This is a genomic window from Mesorhizobium sp. M1E.F.Ca.ET.041.01.1.1 (assembly GCF_003997355.1).
Classification (GTDB): domain Bacteria; phylum Pseudomonadota; class Alphaproteobacteria; order Rhizobiales; family Rhizobiaceae; genus Mesorhizobium.
The window spans coordinates 1-16,925 of sequence record NZ_RZSL01000076.1 but is presented as its reverse complement, the minus strand read 5'-3'; the positions used below and the strand labels follow the sequence as shown (position 1 = coordinate 16,925).

Genomic DNA, 16,925 nt, shown 5'->3' with positions numbered 1-16,925 from the left:
GGATCAGGCTGAAGGGGATGTAGTCGGACGACAGGATGTCGAGCAGGCCGTCGCCGGCCAGCGCCCTGGCCGAGACATTGCCCGAATGCGAGGCGCCGCGCATGACGTTGGGCGCGCCCATCAGCACGCCGAGGCCTGCCGCCTTCGAGGCCTTTGCCGCCTCCTCGGTGGTCGGGAACTCGGCGACGCGCACACCCTGCTCCACCGCTTCGTCGACATGGCCGGCCGTCGCATCGTCATGGCTGGCGAGCACGATGCCGCGCTCGTGGCAGGCGGCGGAAATGAAGATGCGGTTCGGACCGGAATTCATGGCCGATTCGGCCATCCGCTTCTCGCAGAATTTCTGGAAGTCGCGGTCGGTCAGCTTCAGCTTGCGCTGGTAGTAGTAGGCATAGGTCTCGAGGTTGACGAACTGGCGCTGGCCCGGCGCATGGTCCATCAGCGAGGCGAGCTTCACCCTGTCGTCGGTCTCGAAGTTGGCGAAGGCTTCCAGGCAGTCCGGCGCCGATACCTCGCAGCGCAGATGGATGAAATGGTCGGCCCTAAGCCGATCCTGGCGCACGCTGTCCTCGATCGCGTCGGCGAGCTTGCGCACGTCGTCGGACTTCAGGTCGGCGTCCTCGTCCATGCCGACGCGCAAGGCATCGAGCACCGTGGTGATGCCGGCGGTCGCCACCTGGGCGTCGTGAGCAAGCACGGCGGCGATCGGGTTCCAGCGCACTTTCGGGCGCGGCGCGTAGTGGCCTTCGAGGTGGTCGGTGTGCAGCTCGACCAGACCCGGGATGATGTAGTCGCCGCCCATGTCCTCGCCGGCGCGGGCGGCGCCCGGCTCGATCGCGGCAATCTGGCCATCGCGCAGCAGCAGCGAGCCCTCGACGATCTCGTCGGGCAGCACGATGCGGGCGTTGTTCAAAACGGTCTCGGCGGTCATTTCAGCAGTCCTATTTCAAGCGATCATTTTGGGCGATCATATCAGGCGGTCAAATCAGGCGGTCTTTCTGGCCGGGCGGCGCCCAAGCGCATGGTGGGAAAGCGCCATAAACGGCGCGCCGGGCTCGGTTTCGACGAACAATGTCAGCGCATCCACCGGTACCGGACGCTGCAGCACATCCGCGAACAGGCTGTCGATTGCTGCACGAAGACGTGGGCTTTCCTGTGGCCCGACGCGTCCCGACAACGTCATGTGGAAGCGGAACGTCTCGAAGACGTAAGGGTAGCCCCACTGGCACAGGTTGCGGAATTCCTGCGGCTTCAGGGAATCGGGGCTGCGCCGCTCGATCTCCGCTTCGGTCAGCGGCGCGCGGAAGCGGTCGAAGGCGCGCACGACCTCGCCGGCGAAGCTGTTGAGAGGCTCGAACGGAGTTTCAGGCACCAGGGCGAAGAAGCCGTCGATCTGGCCGACAACGAGGCGCGGAATGACGACCGGCGGCGTCGCCTCGGCGAAACTATCGAGGGCGGCGCGCAGCGAGGCTTCCGTCTCATTCGAAGCCAGCCCGAACGGCGCCTTCAGCGTCGCATGGAAGCCGTAGCGCCTGGCCGAAGCCGTGTGGAAAGCAACTTCCGCCGCCGACAGCTCACCTACGGCCTCGACCGGGCGCGTCGCCGCACCAAAGGGGTCGCGGCCAAGCCAATTGGCGGCGATGCGCGCCAGCGACTCGTCCTGCCGTGGGGTGAAATAGATGGCGTAGCGCATGGAAAGTCCTCGTCAGACCGCTGCCATAGGTGATTTCCATGACGGATTGACGAAGCTTTCATGGGTTTTCGAAGGCAAACAACCCCTGGCGGTCCTTAGCCGACGATTTTCCCGAGCTGGACCAACAAGTTGAGCGTCATAAAGAGCTCAGGCCTTCATCAGCCATTCGTGCTCGGCCGCGTTGTGGAATTTCCACGTCCGCTTCGGGCCGGCCATGACGTTGAGGTAGTAGAGATCGTAGCCGTGGCAGGCCGCGCACGGGTGATAGCCCTTCGGCACCAGCACGACATCGCCGTCCTCGATCGCCATCGCCTCGTCCAGATCGCGCACACCGTTCCTGTCGGCATCGGTGTAGACGCGCTGGAAGGCAAAGCCCTGCGGCGGATTGAGGCGGTGGTAATAGGTCTCCTCAAGGTAGGACTCCACGGGGAGATTGTCCTGGTCGTGCTTGTGCGGCGGATAGCTGGAGGTGTGGCCGCCCGGCGTGATCACCTCGACCACCAGGAGCGAGTCGGCCGGCTTGCCCTCGGGCAGGATGTTGGTGACGTAGCGGGTATTGGTGCCCTTGCCGCGCACTTCCTGGCCGAGATCGTCAGGCCCGATGACGCGGACGGGAAGACCACCGCCAAGGCCCGGCGCCGAGCAGACGGCGAGCTCCAGTTCGGTGTCGGCGGTCACCGACCAGTCGGAGCCTTGCGGCACATAGACCGACCAGGGCTTGCCCTCGAAGGGCGACATGCGCTCGCCGAGCAGGCCGAGATCCTTGCCGCCGGCGGATGTCTTGCCCTTGCCGGTGACGAAGACCAGGCAGACCTCGCGATCGCCCGTCTTGCCGGCTGTGGTCTCGCCCGGCCGCAAGCGATGGAGATCGAAACCGACATAAGTCCAGCCGGCGCTTTGCGGGGTGACGTGGGCGACGTGGCCGTGGCCCTTGTCGGCCTTGACGAGCAGTTTCGACATTGCGGTCACTCCTTCGGTTCGGGGCCGGCCTTGTTCTCCTCGGCCGGCTTGTAGAGGTAGAAGAACTGCCACACCGCGTAGCCGGCGAAGCCGAGCGCGATGACGCCCCAGAAGGGCGTGCCGGAGGCGAATTCGATCACCGACCAGATCAAACAGACGGCCACGACGGCGATGCGTCGCCACAATGGCCGGAAGAAGGGGTGCTCATAGTCTTTCATCGCGCCAATCCAGGATCTGCCCAAAGCGCAACGGATAAACCGCGCGCCATGGCAAATCCACCGTTTACGCCGGGAAGCCTTGCGTCTCCACCGTATAGCCGGCGGCCGTCATCACCCGCATCAGTTCCTTGTGCCCGACCTGCGCCATCTTGAGCGGCGGGTTCTTCTTCGGGTCCTGCTCGGCCTCGACCACGAACCAGCCTTCATAGCCGTAGTCGGCGAACTTCTGCACGATGGCGCCGAAATCGAGCGAGCCGTCGCCCGGCACGGTGAAGGCGCCGAGCGCCACGGCATCGAGGAAGGACTGTTTCGTGCGGTCGAGGCTGTCGATGACGCCCATGCGCACATCCTTCACATGGACGTGGTTGATGCGCTTGTGATGGTTGTCGATGGCGCGCAGCACGTCGCCGCCGGCAAAGGCGAGATGGCCGGCATCGAGCAACAGCGGGATGCCTTCGCCGGAATGGCGCATGAAGGAATCGAGCTCCGGCTCGGTCTCGACCACAGCCGCCATGTGATGGTGGTAGGAGAGCGGCATGCCCTGCTCAGCGCACCATTCGCCGAACTCGGTGACACGTCGGCCATAGGCCTTCATCTCGTCGCCGGTGAGTTTCGGCTTGGTGGCCAAAGGCTTGGAGCGGTCGCCCTGGATGGAACGGCCGACCTCGCCATAGACGATGCAGGGCGCGTCGACCGCCTTGAACAGGTCGATCATCGGCTGGATGCGATCCTTGTTCCTGGCCAGGTCCTCGTTGACCAGCGTGCCGGAGAACCAGCCGCCGCAGAGCGTGACGTCGGCTTCCTTCAGGATCGGCAGCATCACCTTCGGATCGTTGGGGAAGCGGCGGCCCATCTCCATGCCGGTGAAGCCCGCCGAGCGCGACTGGCGCAGACACTCCTCCAGCGACACGTCATCGCTCAATTCCACGAGATCGTCATTCCACCACGCGATGGGGGACATGCCCAGTTTGGCTTTCAAGTCGTCACTCCAATGTCGGTTCGTTCCTACCCTCCCCCTTGTGTGGAGGGTCGCTGCGGAGCAGCGGGGTGGGGGTCGGCGCCGACCCCCACCCGGACCTTCGGTCCGACCTCCCCACAAGGGGGAGGTAGGGAGTTGGCGGCGCCGGCTTTAGTCACCGATGCTCTGCATCTGCTTTTTGCCCTCATACGCCTTGCGCGCGGCGTTTACCTGTGCCCGCGATGAGACTTCCGGCACGGCGACATCCCACCAATGGCCGCCGGCCTCGGTCGACACCAGCGGATCGGTGTCGATGACCAGCACGGTGGTCTTGCTGTTTTGCTTCGCCTTGGCCAGCGCCGTCTCCAGCTCGGCTATCGACGCCACCTTCTCGGCGACGGCGCCGAGGCTTGCCGCGTGGGCGGCGAAGTCGACGTCGGGCATCACCTCGTGGCGCGCGTCCTTGAGCAGATTGTTGAAGTTGGCGCCGCCGGTCGCCATCTGCAGCCGGTTGATGCAGCCATAGCCGCGGTTGTCGAGCAGCACGATGGTGAGCTTCAGGCCCAGCATCACCGATGTCGCGATCTCGGAATTGAGCATCAGATAGGAGCCGTCGCCGACCATGACGACGACCTCCTGGTCGGGCCTGGCCATCTTGACGCCGAGCCCGCCGGCGATCTCGTAGCCCATGGTCGAGAAGCCGTATTCGGCATGGTAGGAGCCGGGCGCGCCCGCCTGCCAGAGCTTGTGCAATTCGCCCGGCAGACCGCCGGCGGCATGCAGCAAGGTGACGCCGGAGCCCATGGCGCGCTGCACGGCGCCAATCACCTGCGCGTCCGAGGGATAGGCGGCGTTGGTCGAGGCCGTCACCTTGGCGGCGGCGGCCTGCCAGTCCTTCTTGCCCTTCAGCGCATTGTCGGTCCAGGCGGTTGGCGCCTTCCAGCCTTTCAGCGCGGCACTGAGTTCGGCCAGGCCTTCGGCGGCGTCGGCAACCAGCGGCAGCGCCCAATGCTTGCCGGCATCGAAACCTTGCGTATTCAAGCCGACGATGGTGCGGCCGGCATTCTTGAACAGCGCCCAGGAGCCGGTGGTGAAATCCTGCAGCCTGGTGCCGACGGCAAGCACGACATCGGCCTCCTCGGCGAGCCGGTTGGCGGCTGAGGTGCCGGTGACGCCGACCGCCGCCATGTTGAGCGGATGATCGTCGGAGAGCGAAGACTTGCCGCCTTGCGTCTCGCAGACCGGAATGCCGGCGCCCTGCACCAGCTTGGCCAGTTCTCCCGAAGCCTGCGAATAAAGGACGCCGCCGCCGGCGATCACCAGCGGCTTCTTGGCGCCCTTCAGCGCCGCGACGGCGTTCGCCAGCTCGTGGCGATCCGGGCGCACCCTGCGCGGCGTCCAGACGCGCTCGGCAAACAGGCTCTCTGGATAATCATAGGCCTCGGCCTGCACGTCCTGGCAGAGCGACAGCGTGACCGGGCCGCATTCGGCCGGATCGGTCAGCACCTGCATGGCGCGGTTCAGCGCCGGGACGATCTGCTCGGGCCGAGTGATACGGTCGAAATAGCGCGATACGGGGCGGAAGCAGTCGTTGACGCTCGCCGTGCCGTCGGAGAAATCCTCCGCCTGCTGCAGCACCGGGTCGGGCAGGCGGTTGGCGAAGACATCGCCGGGCAGCAGCAGCACCGGCAGCCGGTTGACATGGGCGAGCGCTGCCGCCGTCACCATGTTGAGCGCGCCGGGACCGATCGAGGTGGTGGTGGCCATGAAGCGGCGGCGGAAATTCGCCTTGGCGTAGCCTATCGCCGCATGCGCCATCGCCTGCTCATTATGGGCGCGGAAGGTCGGCAGCTCGTCGCGCACCTGGTAGAGCGCCTCACCGATGCCGGCGACATTGCCATGGCCGAAGATCGCCCAGACACCGCCGAAGATCGGCACTCGTCTGCCGTCGATCTCCGTCATCTGGCGGCTGAGAAAGCGGGTCAGCGCCTGCGCCATCGTCAGGCGAACGGTCTTGGTCATTGTCGTTTCCTCCGGCTTTCCTTGTGCCGTCTTGCTATGCTGCCCGTCTTCTTATGCTGCTTTACGGCCGCGTGCGGCAAGCCATGCCTCGGTCAGCTGCTCGAAGCGCGAGGCCATGTCGGCGACGGCCTCGTCGTCCGACATTTTTCCGGCCAGCCATTGTTCGGCGGCGTTGATGAAGATGGTGCGACCGACGGCAAATCCCTTGACGATGGGCGCATTGCTCGTTGCGGCAAAGGCCGCGACCAACTCGTCCTGCGGCGCCTCGAGACCGAGCAGCACGACGCCGCGGCACCATGGGTCGTTCTTGACGATCACCTGCTCGATCTTCGCCCAGGCGCCTGCCGACGCCTGCGGCTCGAGCTTCCACCAGTCGGGCTTGATGCCCAGCGCATAGAGCTCTTCAAGCGCGCGCGGAATGGTGGTGTCGTCGAGCTTGCCGTGCTTGCCGGCGATGATCTCGACCAGAAGTTCCCTGCCGACTTTCCGCGCCGCCTCGAACAGGGCCCGCAGCTTCTGCTGCTGCTCGGTCTTCAGCGCTTCCGGATCGTCCGGGTGATAGAAGCACAGGCATTTGATGCAGTGGTCGACCGGCCATTCGACCAGTTGCGAGCCGATATCCTGCGAGAATTCGAAGCGCAGCGGCCGCGAGCCGGGCAACTCGACCGGGCGGCCGAGCCAGGCGAAGGGATGGCGGGCGAATTCGAACATCGCGTCGCGGCCATATTTCTCGTCGATCAGCATGCCGTAGCCGTCGCGGCCGGCGGCGACCTTGGCTGCCGCCTTGACGGTCAGCACCTTGAAGTCGGGGATGCGCGAAGTGTCGGCGCCGACCCTGGCGGCGACATCCTCGAGCTGGACGCGATGATCGCAGGCGAGCGCCATCAGCGAGGGGATGTCGCGCCGGCGCGTCGTCGCCCAGTGGATGTGGTTGATCGCCTCGTCCTTGCGCAGCGCCAGATGCTTGCTGCCGTGCTTCAGGAAGAATTGCAGCTCCTCGAAGGTCGGATATTCCGGCGCGCAGAGCAGGCGCGACACCGCGAAGGCGCCGCAGGCATTGGCCCAGGTCGCGGCCGTGGCAAAGCTTTCGCCGCCCAGCCAGCCGCGCAGGAAGCCCGACATGAAGGCGTCGCCGGCGCCGAGCACGTTGTAGATCTCGATCGGGAAACCCTTGCCGACGATGCCGTCCTCGAGGTCGTCACTGATCGGCCCGTCATAGACGATGCAGCCCTTGGCGCCGCGCTTGAGCACAATGGTGGCCGAGGACAGCGAGCGAATCGCTTTCAGCGCGCTCAGGCAATCGTCGGCGCCCGACGCGATCATGATCTCTTCCTCGGTGCCGACGATGAGATCGCAATCCGGCAGCACCGTCTTCAGCTGCGCCGAGACGCGGTCGGATTTGACGTAACGCTCGAAGCCTTCGGCATGGCCGGCAAGGCCCCAGAGGTTCGGCCGGTAGTCGATGTCGAAGACCACCTTGCCGCCCTTGGCCTTCATGAGGCGGATAGCCTTGCGCTGCGCGGCGTCCGAGTTGGGGCGAGAGAAATGCGTGCCGGTGACGACGACGGCGCGGGCCGAGGCGATGAAGGCTTCATCGATGTCCTCTTCCGCCAACGCCATGTCGGCGCAGTCGGAGCGATAAAAAATCATCGGCGAGACGCCTTCGTCCTCGACGGACAGCAGCACGAGCGCGGTCAGCCGCTCCTTGTCGGTCTTCAGGCCGTCGACCGAGACGCCCTCACGCCGAAGCTGCTCGCGGATGAAGCGGCCCATCTGCTCGTCGCCGACGCGGGTGAGCAGCGCCGAGCGCAGGCCGAGCCTTGCCGTGCCGACGGAAATATTGGCCGGGCAGCCGCCGACCGACTTGGCGAAGGAGGTGATGTCCTCCAGGCGCGAGCCGATCTGCTGGCCGTAAAGATCGACCGACGCGCGGCCGATCGTGATGACGTCGAGCGGCGGATATTTCGCTTCCACGGCTTCGCCCATTCGAACCTCCCATCGGCCTTGTTGTGCAGAGCAGCGTCGTTTTGGGCAGCACGCGAGGATGGCAGCGTGGCGCCTTCAATATGAAATAATAATTCCAATCTATAGTCAATATGGAATGAGCATTCCCGGATGGAAAAACGCTGACGCGAGGCGGTCAGGACTTGCGCTTGCGGCCGGCGTCGCGCCGCTTCTCGCCGACCGCGACGGTCAGCGCCATGGCGAGCGCCATCGTCGCCGAGATCGAGCGGAAGCCGCCGAAATCGGCTTCGGCCACCTCGAACCAGATCTTGGCGAACTGGGCGAGCGGCGAAAACGATGAGTCGGTGATGGCGACGATCGGCACGCCTTGCTCGGCGATCGAGCGCGTCTCTTCGATGGTCGCCGGCGCGTAAGGCGAGAAGCTGATGGCGATGACGGCGTCACGCGGCGTGGCGAAGCCGATCATCTCGGCGTTCAGTCCGGCAGCCGATTCGATCAACTGGTTGCGGATCTTGAGCTTGCCCAGCGCATAGGCGATGTAGGACGCGACCGGATAGGAGCGGCGCTTGGCCAGCACATAGATGGTCTCGGCTTTCGCCAGCAAGTTGACGGCCTCTTCGAAATGCACATCGTTCAACGCGCGCGAAATGTCGCTGAGCGAGGTGCTGGCGGCAGCGACGAAGCCGTCGAAGATCGCCCGGTGCCCGGCACCTTCCTCGGCCTTGGCGCGCAGTGCCGCGAGCCTCTCGTCATAGGAGGAATTGCGCTCGCGCAGGCGCTCGCGAAAGACCTGCTGCAGGCTGGTAAAGCCGTCGAAGCCGAGTTGCTGGGCGAAGCGGATCAGCGTCGAGGGCTGGACGCCGGCCGAGGCGGCGATGCTTGCGGCGGTGCCGAAGGCGATGTCATCGGGATTGTCGAGCGCATAGGCGGCGATCTGGGCGATGCGCTTGGGCAGGCTGTGCCGACGCTCCAGGATCGTCGTGCGCAACGTCTCGAAATCGCGAGGCACCCGTTCGTCCATCGTCGCTCCGCCCACGGCCATATTGAAAGCTCTCTCTCCTGCCTCATCATAGCGAGTTCGCGCAAGAACACCATAAAAAATGATTTGGACGTTCCATTCTCAAGTGAAATGGATTAATTCATCCATGCTTCTCTTTCTCTTCAATGGAGACAATCGACATGGTCAGAGTGGGCCTCATCGGCACGGGCTTCATGGGCAAGTGCCACGCCATCGCCTGGAACGCGGTCGGCGCCGTCTTTCCCGATGTCGAGAAGCCGAAGCTGGTGCATCTGGGTGAAGTCAATGACGAGCTCGCAAAACGCAAGGCGGGCGAGTTCGGCTTCGCCAAGGGTTCCGGCGACTGGCGCGCCGTGGTCAACGATCCGGAGGTCGATGTCGTGTCGCTGACCACGCCCAACCAGTTCCATCCCGAAATGGCGATCGCCATCCTGGAGGCCGGCAAGCATCTGTGGTGCGAGAAGCCGATGGCGCCGGGTTTCGCCGAGGCCGAGGCGATGGCAAAGGCGGCGAAGACATCGGGCAAGGTGGCGGCGCTCGGCTACAACTACATCCAGAACCCGGCCATCCGCCATATCGGCGCGCTGCTTCAGGAAAAGATCATCGGCGACGTCAATCTTGTGCGCATCGAGATGGATGAGGATTTCATGGCCGATCCCGACGCGCCGTTCTTCTGGAAGCATGAGGCGGCCTCGGGCTATGGCGCGCTCGACGATTTCGCCGTCCATCCGCTGTCGCTGATCAAGGTGCTGTTCGGCCGCGTCGCCCGCGTCATGTGCGACATGGCGAAGCCCTATGCCGACCGCCAGGTTGCTTCCGGCGGCCGCCGCGCGGTCGAAACCTACGACATTGCCAGCGTGCTGATGCATCTCGAAAACGGCGTCGCCGGCACGCTGCTGGTCAACCGCTCGGCCTGGGGACGCAAGGGCCGCATCGCCATCCAGATCTTCGGCTCGAAGGGCTCGATCCTCTACGACCAGGAGCGGATGAACGAGTTCCAGCTCTACCTCACCGCCGATAGGCCGACCGAGCAGGGCTACCGCACCATCCTGGTGGCGCCGCATCACAAGCCCTACGATTCCTTCCTGCCGGCGCCTGGCCATGGCCTCGGCTTCAACGACCTCAAGATGATCGAATGCCGCGAACTGTTGATGCGGATCGCCGGCAGGCCGGCGCGGATCATCGATTTCGACGAAGGGCTGGAGATCGAGCGCACCGTGCATGCAATGGCGCGCTCGTTCCAGGAACAGCGCTGGATGGATGTGAGGTAATCTGCCAGACCGCCCGGCGACGCGTCAGTTGCCGGCGGCCGCTGCATTGATCTCCCAGCCATCCACCCAGACCTGCCGCAGCCGGTCGCCTTCGCCCTTGAACCACAGGCCGGTCGGCTGGCAGTCCTCGATGCGGTCGCAGCGGAAATTGCGGATGGCCTGGCGCAGCTCGCACCAGGCGACGATGTTGGCGGTCTCGGCATAGTAGATCAGCGCGATCGGCCGGACGGTGCGCTGTGTGTCACGGCCCGCCTCGTCGCGATAGGAAAGGTCGAGCTTTTCCTCGTCGCGGATGGCGCGCCGCACGAGCGCCAGATCGACCGCCGCAGCCGAGGGCGCGGCAAAACCCCAGGCATGCAGAGCGTTGGCGTCGAGCGTCTGCCGCAAGGGCGGCGGCACGGCGCCGGCGATCTTGGCGCCGACGCGTTTTGCGGCCTGCTTGAGCTCGTCGTCGCCGGTGCGTTCGAGCAGCGCCAGCGACAACACGATCGCCTCCATCTCCTCGATCGAAAACATCAGCGGCGGCAGGTCGAAGCCCGGGCGCAGGATGTAGCCGATGCCGCGCCCGCCCTCGATCGGCACGCGCATCGCCTGCAATGCCGCGATGTCGCGATAGACCGAGCGCACCGTCACTTCCAGCCGCTCGGCGATCGCCGCCGCCGTTACCGGCTTTCGGGCCAGCCGCAGGATCTGGATGATCTCGAACAGGCGCGAGGCCTTGCGCTTTTCCTCACCCGCCATGAAGGCAACTGACACACCCCCGTCAGTTGGGGTGGCCTATAGGGCCGCCTATACGCTTGAAAATCAACAGATTCCTGAACTCCTTGGCCGACGGAGCGACAAGCAACTGACATGAGCTACACGGAAAACCTCTGGCTTTTCTTCATCCTGCTGTTCGGCATCATCGCCGTTCCGGGCATGGACATGCTGTTCGTGCTGGCCAATGCGCTGACCGGCGGCCGTGATCGGGGTCTGGCGGCGACCGGCGGCATCATGCTCGGCGGCGCGGTGCATACACTGAACGGCGCGATCGGCGTCGGCCTGCTCATGCATTTCGTGCCGGTCCTGTTCAAACCGCTTCTGGTCGCCGGCGCCGCCTACATGGCCTATATCGGCATTTCGCTGATGCGCAGTTCCATCACCGTCGGCAATGACGGGCCCACGGGGAGCCGTTCGGCCTGGAAAGCCTTTCGCCAGGGGCTTGTGACGTGCCTGATCAATCCGAAGGCCTATCTCTTCATCCTTGCCGTCTATCCGCAATTCCTGAAGCCGGCTTACGGTCCGATCTGGGTGCAGGCGACAATCATAGGGCTGCTGACGGTCGCCACGCAGGCGGCGATCTATGGCGGGCTCGCCATCACCGCCGGCCGCAGCCGGGCGCTGCTGGTCGACAACCCGGGAGCAACCGCCTTTGCCGGGCGCGCGGCCGGGCTGCTTTTGTTTGCGGTTTCGGTGTTCACCGCATGGGAAGGGCTGAGGGCGGCGTGAGCCTAAAAAGGCGCACGCCGCGTTCCTTCCAGCACCCCTCATCCGTCTCGGCGCTGCGCGCCGATCCACCTTCTCCCACAAGGGGAGAAGGGCGAGGCATCAGGCGGCGCCCTGGCGGCTGGCGAGCATCTCGCGCTTCACCGACCGGCGCCACTCGACGGCGCCGGCGAGGCCGTGCAGCACCGTCTCGGTGGTCGCCCAGTCGATACAGCCATCGGTGATGCTCTGGCCGTAGGTGAGCGGCTTGCCGGGCACGACATCCTGCCGGCCGGCGACGAGATTGCTCTCGATCATGACGCCGATGATGCGCTCGTCGCCCGCCGCCACCTGCCCCGCCACGTCATGCGCGATCTTGGGCTGGTTCTCCGGCTTCTTGCCGCTGTTGGCGTGGCTGACGTCGATCATCAGCCGCGGCGCGACGCCGACGCGGGCGAGCTCCGCCGCAGCGGCATCGACGCTTGCCGCATCATAGTTCGGCACGACGCCGCCGCGCAGGATGACGTGGCAATCCTCGTTGCCGGTGGTCGCCGCAATGGCGCTGCGGCCGCCCTTGGTCACCGCCATGAAATGATGCGGCTGGGCGGCCGACTTCACCGCTTCGCCGGCGATGCGCAAATTGCCGTCGGTGCCGTTCTTGAAGCCGACCGGGCAGGAGAGACCGGACGCGAGCTCGCGGTGGATCTGGCTTTCGGTCGTGCGCGCGCCGATGGCGCCCCAGGCGACGAGATCAGCGATGTATTGCGGCGTCGTCATGTCGAGGAACTCGGTCGCCGCCGGCAAGCCGAGATTGTTGACGGCCGACAGCACGTTGCGCGCCATGCGCAAACCCTTGTCGATGTTGAAGCTGCCGTCGAGGTCGGGGTCGTTGATCAGTCCCTTCCACCCGACCGTGGTGCGCGGCTTCTCAAAATAGACGCGCATGACGATCTCGAGCCGGTCGGCCAGGGCCTCGCGCAGCGCCGCCAGACGGCTGGCGTAGTCCACGGCGGCGACCGGGTCGTGGATGGAACAAGGGCCGACAATGACTACCAGTCGATCGTCGGCCCCGGTCAGGATGGAATGGATGGCGTTGCGCGAGGCGGCAACGGTGCGCGTCGCCGTCAGCGAGCGCGGTATCTCGCGCATCACCTCGTCCGGCGTGCTCAGGACTTTGAGTTCCTTGACCCGAAGGTCGTCTGTGGTGGTCAACACGGCTTTCTGCTCCTGGTTAGGAGACCTGCCGGCTGAAACGAAAAAGCCGCCAGGTCTGGCGGCTTTTCGGATTTAGATGCTGCAATCTTCAGATCGAGCGCAATCCTCCCGCCGCCAGCGAGCTGTCGTAGTAAAAGTACCAAAACGAGGCGGTCAGGTGGATCATGCGGCTCATATAGTCGATGCGAGGGCGCTTGTCACCTGTCTCATGAAGCTGCTCGCCTGAAACGACGACGGCCTCGCTCGGCATCGCCAATTACCGGTGCCGGCGCCGCCCCTCACCTGCCTGCCGGCATCCTCTCCCCGTTGCAACGGGGAGAGGGACGCTCTCGCCGGCGATTTCGGCAATTGCCAACGTCGCGGCCAGCCCCTTCTCCCCGTCGCTATACGGGGAGAAGGTCCCGGCAGGGGGGATGAGGGGCGGCGCCAACGTCCGAATGGATGGGGAACGATCCGCCCAGGGCTATTGACCAGGCCCTACTCGCCGATCACGCCTGCAATGTTCTGGTCGTAGTCGACCAGCGAACCCGTCATGACGCCGGCCTGCGGGCTCAACATATAGGTGATCAGCCGGGCGAGCTGCGCCGGCTTGACCAACTGGCCCATTGGCTGCGCGGCCTCGGCCTTTTCCAGCCAGTCGTCCGGCGCGTCGTGCCACTTCTTCTGCACGATCGCCTCGCCTTCGGTGTCCATCCAGCCGGGCAGGACGGCGTTGCAGCGGATGCGGTTCCGCCGGTAGGAACTGGCGACATTCTTGGTCAGCGTCATCAGCGCGCCCTTGCTGGTCGAATAGGGCGTCAGGAAGGACTGGCCGGCATGCGCCGACATCGACAGCACGTTGACGATCGAGCCCGGCGCCTTGCGCTCTAGAAGATGCGCGACGAGACCCTGCATCAGGAAGAAGGGGCCGCGTACATTGGTGTCGAAGATCTGGTCGAAGACCTCTTCGGTGGTTTCGATCAATGATCCTCGCGCCGAGGTGGCGGCGGCGTTGACCAGCGCGTTGAGCGTGCCGAAATGGCTGAGCGCGGTAGCCACTGCGCGCTTGCAATCGCCGACGTTGGCGACGTCGGCACTGATGAAGATGGCGTCGACGCCGCTCTTCTTGAGCGCGGCGACCGCTTTGTCGCCCTTCTCCTGCGAGCGGCCGACCAGCGCCAGCGCGCGGCAGCCCTCGTCAACCAAGGCTTCAGCAACCGCGAAGCCGATGCCCTGCGCTCCGCCGGTGACGATAGCGCGCGTTTCCGAATTGCGGCCGGCCAAACCGTTCATCGCTCTGCTCCTGTAATAGTATCCAAACAGTTCAATCGACGCGGACGGTCTTGCCCGTCTTGGCCGACTGCAAGGCGGCGTCGGCCAGCTTCAGCGCGATCAGCCCGTCCTTGCCGCTCGGCGCCGCCTTCTTGCCCGCGGTTGCCGCGGCAATGAACGCCGCGATCTCGTTGGCATAGGCGTCGATGTAGCGGGTCATGAAGAAGTCATGCAGCGGCGGGCGGGTGTAGCCCTTGTCGTTGGCGAGCTCGATCGACACCGGCCGCTGGTTCTCGGCCGCGACCATGCCTTTCGAGCCGTGCACCTCGATGCGCTGGTCGTAGCCATAGGTGGCGCGGCGCGAGTTGGAGATGACCGCCTGCTTGCCGGACGCGGTTTCCAGGATGACGCTGACCGAGTCGAAATCGCCCGCGTCGCCGATCTTCTTGTCGACCAGCACCGAGGCGTGGGCGCTGACGGAGACCGGCTCCTCGCCGAGCAGGAAGCGCGCCATGTCGAAGTCGTGGATGGTCATATCGCGGAAGATGCCGCCGGACCGCGCGATGTAATCGAGCGGCGGGGCGCCCGGATCGCGCGACGTGATGGTGACCATCTCGACATCGCCGATGGCGCCGTCGTCGATCGCCTTGCGAACGGCGGCGAAATGCGGATCGAAGCGGCGGTTGAAGCCGACCATCAGCGTGGCGCCGGCCTTCTCGACCACGGCCAGGCACTGCTCGACGCGCTTGACGTCGAGATCGATCGGTTTCTCGCAAAAGATCGCCTTGCCTGCCTTGGCGAAGCGCTCGATCAGGTCCGCATGAGTGTCGGTCGGCGTGCAGATGATGACGGCGTCGATGTCCTTGGCCTTTTCGATGGCGTCGATCGTGCGCACCTCGGCGCCGTAAGCGGAGGCGAGCTCCGTCGCCGCTTTCTCGAAGGCGTCGGCTACGGCCACCAGTTTGGCCTGCGGGTTGGAGGCAACGGCGCGGGCATGCACCTTGCCGATGCGGCCGGCGCCGAGGAGAGCGAAGCGGAGAGTCATGGAATGTCCTTCGAGGGTGGTTTTTAAAGGCATGTCCGCGCCTCTTGGCGCGGACGATTTGGTGATCCCGTCGTGGCGCCCCTGTCAGGCGGCCTGAAGCTCCGCCTGTCCGGTCTTGGCGCCGGTGATATAGGCGACGATGTCGTTGCCGTCGGTGTCCTGCTTGCGCAAATTGGCGACGATGCGGCCGCGGCGGAAGACGACGATGCGGTCGACCAGGTCGAACACCTGGCGCATGTTGTGGCTGATCAGGATCAGCGGCTCGCCATTGGCCTTCAGCGTGCGGATGATATTTTCGACCTGCGCGGTCTCCTGCACGCCAAGCGCCGCCGTCGGCTCGTCCATGATGATCAGCTTGGAGGCGAAGGTCGCGGTGCGGGCGATCGCCACGCACTGACGCTGGCCGCCCGACATGTGTCGGATGGTGCTGGAGAGGTTCGGGATCTTCACCGCCGTGCGCACCAGCGCCGCCTCGGTCGCCTTGCGCATCGCCTTGCGGTCGAGGATCGAGAAGGGGCCGAGGTTGAACAGCACCTTCTCGCGGCCGAGGAACAGGTTCGACGGCACGTCGAGGTCGTCGGCCAAAGCGAGGTTCTGGAACACCGTCTCGATGCCGGCCTCGCGCGCCTCGATCGGGCCGGCGAAGTTCACTTCCTTGCCGTCGAACCAGATCTTGCCGTCGGTGCGCTGCTCGACGCCGGTGATCTGGCGCACGAAGGTCGACTTGCCGGCGCCGTTGTCGCCCATGATGGCGACATGCTCGCCCTTGCGCAGCTCGAAATTCGCCTCCTGCAGCGCGTGCACGCCGCCATAGTGCTTGGTGAGGTTTTCGGTCTTCAGAACGATGTCGGACATGGTCAAGCTCCTATCGCCCGGCGGCGCTGGCGCCATTGATCGAGAACGACTGCGCCGACGATGATCACGCCCTTGACCATCTCCTGGTAGTAGGCATCGAGGCGCAGGAAGGTGAAGCCGGAGATGATGACGCCGAAGATCAGCGAGCCGATCACGGTGCCGATGATGGACCCGCGGCCGCCCGACAGCGAGACGCCGCCGATGACCGCCATGGCGATCGCGTCGAGCTCGTACATCACGCCCATGCCGGCCTGTGCGGTGAGGTTCTTGGAGGAGAGCACCACCGCGGCGATCGAGGCGAGGATGCCGGCGATCACATAGACCAGCACCTTGTGGTTGGCGATCTTGATGCCGGACATGCGCGCGGCGTCCTCGTTGGAGCCGATGGCATAGCAGTGCTTGCCGTATCTGGTGTAGCTCAGGATAAGCTGGAACAGGATCGCCAGCGAAATGAAGATGATGACCGGCATCAGCCCCTTGCCGATGGCGGCGAAGCTGTCGGTCGGGAACGAGATCGGCTGGCCCTTCGACCACCATTTGGCGATGCCGCGCGCCGTGACCATCATGCCGAGCGTGGCGATGAAGGGCGGAATGCGGGTGAAGGCGATCAGGGATCCGTTGATCAGGCCGGCAATCAGGCCGCAGCCGACCGCGACCAGCAGCGGCACGATGACCGGCAAGTCGGTCCAGCCATAGGCGATGAACATGGCCTTGGGGTTGGGATTGCCGTTGACGGTCGCAACCTGCGCGAAACTCATGGCGATCATGGCGGTGGCGCCGACGATCGAGCCCGATGACAGGTCGATGCCGCCGCAGATGATTACCTGCGTGACGCCGATGGCGATGATGCCGACGATCGACACCTGCAGGATGATGATCTGCAGGCGCTGCTCGTTGAAGATCGCGTCGACGTTCTCGCGGGTGTTGAACAGGAAACTGTCGCCGAGGAAGACGCGGCCGATAAGCTCGAACGCGCCGACCAGAATGACC

At 65.0% G+C, this 16,925-nt stretch carries 17 protein-coding genes; 2 read left to right on the top strand and 15 right to left on the bottom strand.

Features of this window, described 5'->3' with window-relative positions; all coding sequences use genetic code 11:
- From EOA38_RS09365 to EOA38_RS09330, 8 genes are all read right to left on the bottom strand, one after another.
- On the bottom strand, window positions 1-931 hold a 931-nt coding region (locus EOA38_RS09365; protein ID WP_127299025.1), incomplete at its 3' end, for an alpha-D-ribose 1-methylphosphonate 5-triphosphate diphosphatase.
- A gap of 54 nt (window positions 932-985) precedes the next feature.
- Window positions 986-1,693 (bottom strand): DUF1045 domain-containing protein, encoded by a 708-nt coding sequence (locus tag EOA38_RS09360; RefSeq protein ID WP_127299024.1) that lies wholly within the window; start codon window positions 1,691-1,693, stop codon window positions 986-988.
- A gap of 147 nt (window positions 1,694-1,840) precedes the next feature.
- The gene (gene iolB / locus EOA38_RS09355; RefSeq protein ID WP_127299023.1) at window positions 1,841-2,653 is read right to left on the bottom strand and encodes a 5-deoxy-glucuronate isomerase; all 813 of its coding nucleotides are present in this window, start codon (window positions 2,651-2,653) and stop codon (window positions 1,841-1,843) included.
- 5 nt (window positions 2,654-2,658) lie between these two features.
- A complete protein-coding gene (locus EOA38_RS09350; protein WP_126090812.1) occupies window positions 2,659-2,871 on the bottom strand; it encodes a DUF3329 domain-containing protein in 213 nt (70 codons plus the stop codon).
- Between the two features lie 64 nt (window positions 2,872-2,935).
- The gene (iolE, locus tag EOA38_RS09345) at window positions 2,936-3,850 is read right to left on the bottom strand and encodes a myo-inosose-2 dehydratase (RefSeq protein WP_127299022.1); all 915 of its coding nucleotides are present in this window, start codon (window positions 3,848-3,850) and stop codon (window positions 2,936-2,938) included.
- Window positions 3,851-4,000: 150 nt separating this feature from the next.
- Window positions 4,001-5,851 (bottom strand): 3D-(3,5/4)-trihydroxycyclohexane-1,2-dione acylhydrolase (decyclizing), encoded by a 1,851-nt coding sequence (gene iolD, locus EOA38_RS09340; protein WP_127299021.1) that lies wholly within the window; start codon window positions 5,849-5,851, stop codon window positions 4,001-4,003.
- Window positions 5,852-5,902: 51 nt separating this feature from the next.
- Entirely contained in the window at window positions 5,903-7,837 is a 1,935-nt protein-coding gene (gene iolC / locus EOA38_RS09335; RefSeq protein WP_127299020.1) for a 5-dehydro-2-deoxygluconokinase, read from the bottom strand.
- 154 nt (window positions 7,838-7,991) lie between these two features.
- Window positions 7,992-8,837: a MurR/RpiR family transcriptional regulator gene (locus EOA38_RS09330; protein ID WP_189350432.1), complete on the bottom strand. Its 846-nt coding sequence runs from the start codon at window positions 8,835-8,837 to the stop codon at window positions 7,992-7,994.
- Window positions 8,838-8,995: 158 nt separating this feature from the next.
- Between EOA38_RS09330 and EOA38_RS09325 the strand changes: the two genes are divergently transcribed.
- Window positions 8,996-10,105 carry a Gfo/Idh/MocA family oxidoreductase gene (locus EOA38_RS09325; protein WP_127299019.1) on the top strand — a complete coding sequence of 370 codons (1,110 nt, stop codon included), beginning with the start codon at window positions 8,996-8,998 and terminating at the stop codon, window positions 10,103-10,105.
- A 24-nt stretch (window positions 10,106-10,129) separates the two neighbouring features.
- Here EOA38_RS09325 and EOA38_RS09320 read toward each other — a convergent pair whose 3' ends face one another.
- The gene (locus EOA38_RS09320; protein WP_127299026.1) at window positions 10,130-10,846 is read right to left on the bottom strand and encodes a YafY family protein; all 717 of its coding nucleotides are present in this window, start codon (window positions 10,844-10,846) and stop codon (window positions 10,130-10,132) included.
- Window positions 10,847-10,957: 111 nt separating this feature from the next.
- On the opposite strand from EOA38_RS09320, the gene EOA38_RS09315 reads away from it, so the two are divergent.
- The gene (locus tag EOA38_RS09315) at window positions 10,958-11,593 is read left to right on the top strand and encodes a LysE family translocator (RefSeq protein ID WP_127299018.1); all 636 of its coding nucleotides are present in this window, start codon (window positions 10,958-10,960) and stop codon (window positions 11,591-11,593) included.
- A 99-nt stretch (window positions 11,594-11,692) separates the two neighbouring features.
- Here the strand turns inward: EOA38_RS09315 and EOA38_RS09310 are convergent, their stop codons facing one another.
- The 6 genes from EOA38_RS09310 to EOA38_RS09285 all read right to left on the bottom strand — a co-directional run.
- A complete protein-coding gene (locus EOA38_RS09310; protein WP_127299017.1) occupies window positions 11,693-12,784 on the bottom strand; it encodes a 3-deoxy-7-phosphoheptulonate synthase in 1,092 nt (363 codons plus the stop codon).
- 88 nt (window positions 12,785-12,872) lie between these two features.
- A complete protein-coding gene (locus EOA38_RS39060) occupies window positions 12,873-13,034 on the bottom strand; it encodes a hypothetical protein (RefSeq protein ID WP_189434565.1) in 162 nt (53 codons plus the stop codon).
- Window positions 13,035-13,261: 227 nt separating this feature from the next.
- Window positions 13,262-14,056 carry an SDR family oxidoreductase gene (locus EOA38_RS09300; protein WP_127299016.1) on the bottom strand — a complete coding sequence of 265 codons (795 nt, stop codon included), beginning with the start codon at window positions 14,054-14,056 and terminating at the stop codon, window positions 13,262-13,264.
- Between the two features lie 31 nt (window positions 14,057-14,087).
- Entirely contained in the window at window positions 14,088-15,080 is a 993-nt protein-coding gene (iolG, locus tag EOA38_RS09295; RefSeq protein WP_127299015.1) for an inositol 2-dehydrogenase, read from the bottom strand.
- An 84-nt stretch (window positions 15,081-15,164) separates the two neighbouring features.
- Window positions 15,165-15,935 (bottom strand): ATP-binding cassette domain-containing protein, encoded by a 771-nt coding sequence (locus EOA38_RS09290; protein WP_126090823.1) that lies wholly within the window; start codon window positions 15,933-15,935, stop codon window positions 15,165-15,167.
- Window positions 15,936-15,937: 2 nt separating this feature from the next.
- Window positions 15,938-16,925: ABC transporter permease (locus EOA38_RS09285; RefSeq protein WP_145965939.1), on the bottom strand; the 988-nt coding region annotated here is incomplete at its 5' end.

Coding starts and splice junctions, on each gene's coding strand:
- iolG (WP_127299015.1), bottom strand. CDS start 15,080: ATGACTCTCCGCTTCGCTCTCCTCGGCGCCGGCCGCATCGGCAAGGTG.
- iolC (WP_127299020.1), bottom strand. CDS start 7,837: ATGGGCGAAGCCGTGGAAGCGAAATATCCGCCGCTCGACGTCATCACG.
- EOA38_RS09330 (WP_189350432.1), bottom strand. CDS start 8,837: ATGGACGAACGGGTGCCTCGCGATTTCGAGACGTTGCGCACGACGATC.
- EOA38_RS09360 (WP_127299024.1), bottom strand. CDS start 1,693: ATGCGCTACGCCATCTATTTCACCCCACGGCAGGACGAGTCGCTGGCG.
- EOA38_RS09290 (WP_126090823.1), bottom strand. CDS start 15,935: ATGTCCGACATCGTTCTGAAGACCGAAAACCTCACCAAGCACTATGGC.
- EOA38_RS09325 (WP_127299019.1), top strand. CDS start 8,996: ATGGTCAGAGTGGGCCTCATCGGCACGGGCTTCATGGGCAAGTGCCAC.
- EOA38_RS09320 (WP_127299026.1), bottom strand. CDS start 10,846: ATGGCGGGTGAGGAAAAGCGCAAGGCCTCGCGCCTGTTCGAGATCATC.
- iolB (WP_127299023.1), bottom strand. CDS start 2,653: ATGTCGAAACTGCTCGTCAAGGCCGACAAGGGCCACGGCCACGTCGCC.
- iolD (WP_127299021.1), bottom strand. CDS start 5,851: ATGACCAAGACCGTTCGCCTGACGATGGCGCAGGCGCTGACCCGCTTT.
- EOA38_RS09300 (WP_127299016.1), bottom strand. CDS start 14,056: ATGAACGGTTTGGCCGGCCGCAATTCGGAAACGCGCGCTATCGTCACC.
- EOA38_RS09350 (WP_126090812.1), bottom strand. CDS start 2,871: ATGAAAGACTATGAGCACCCCTTCTTCCGGCCATTGTGGCGACGCATC.
- EOA38_RS09315 (WP_127299018.1), top strand. CDS start 10,958: ATGAGCTACACGGAAAACCTCTGGCTTTTCTTCATCCTGCTGTTCGGC.
- EOA38_RS39060 (WP_189434565.1), bottom strand. CDS start 13,034: ATGCCGAGCGAGGCCGTCGTCGTTTCAGGCGAGCAGCTTCATGAGACA.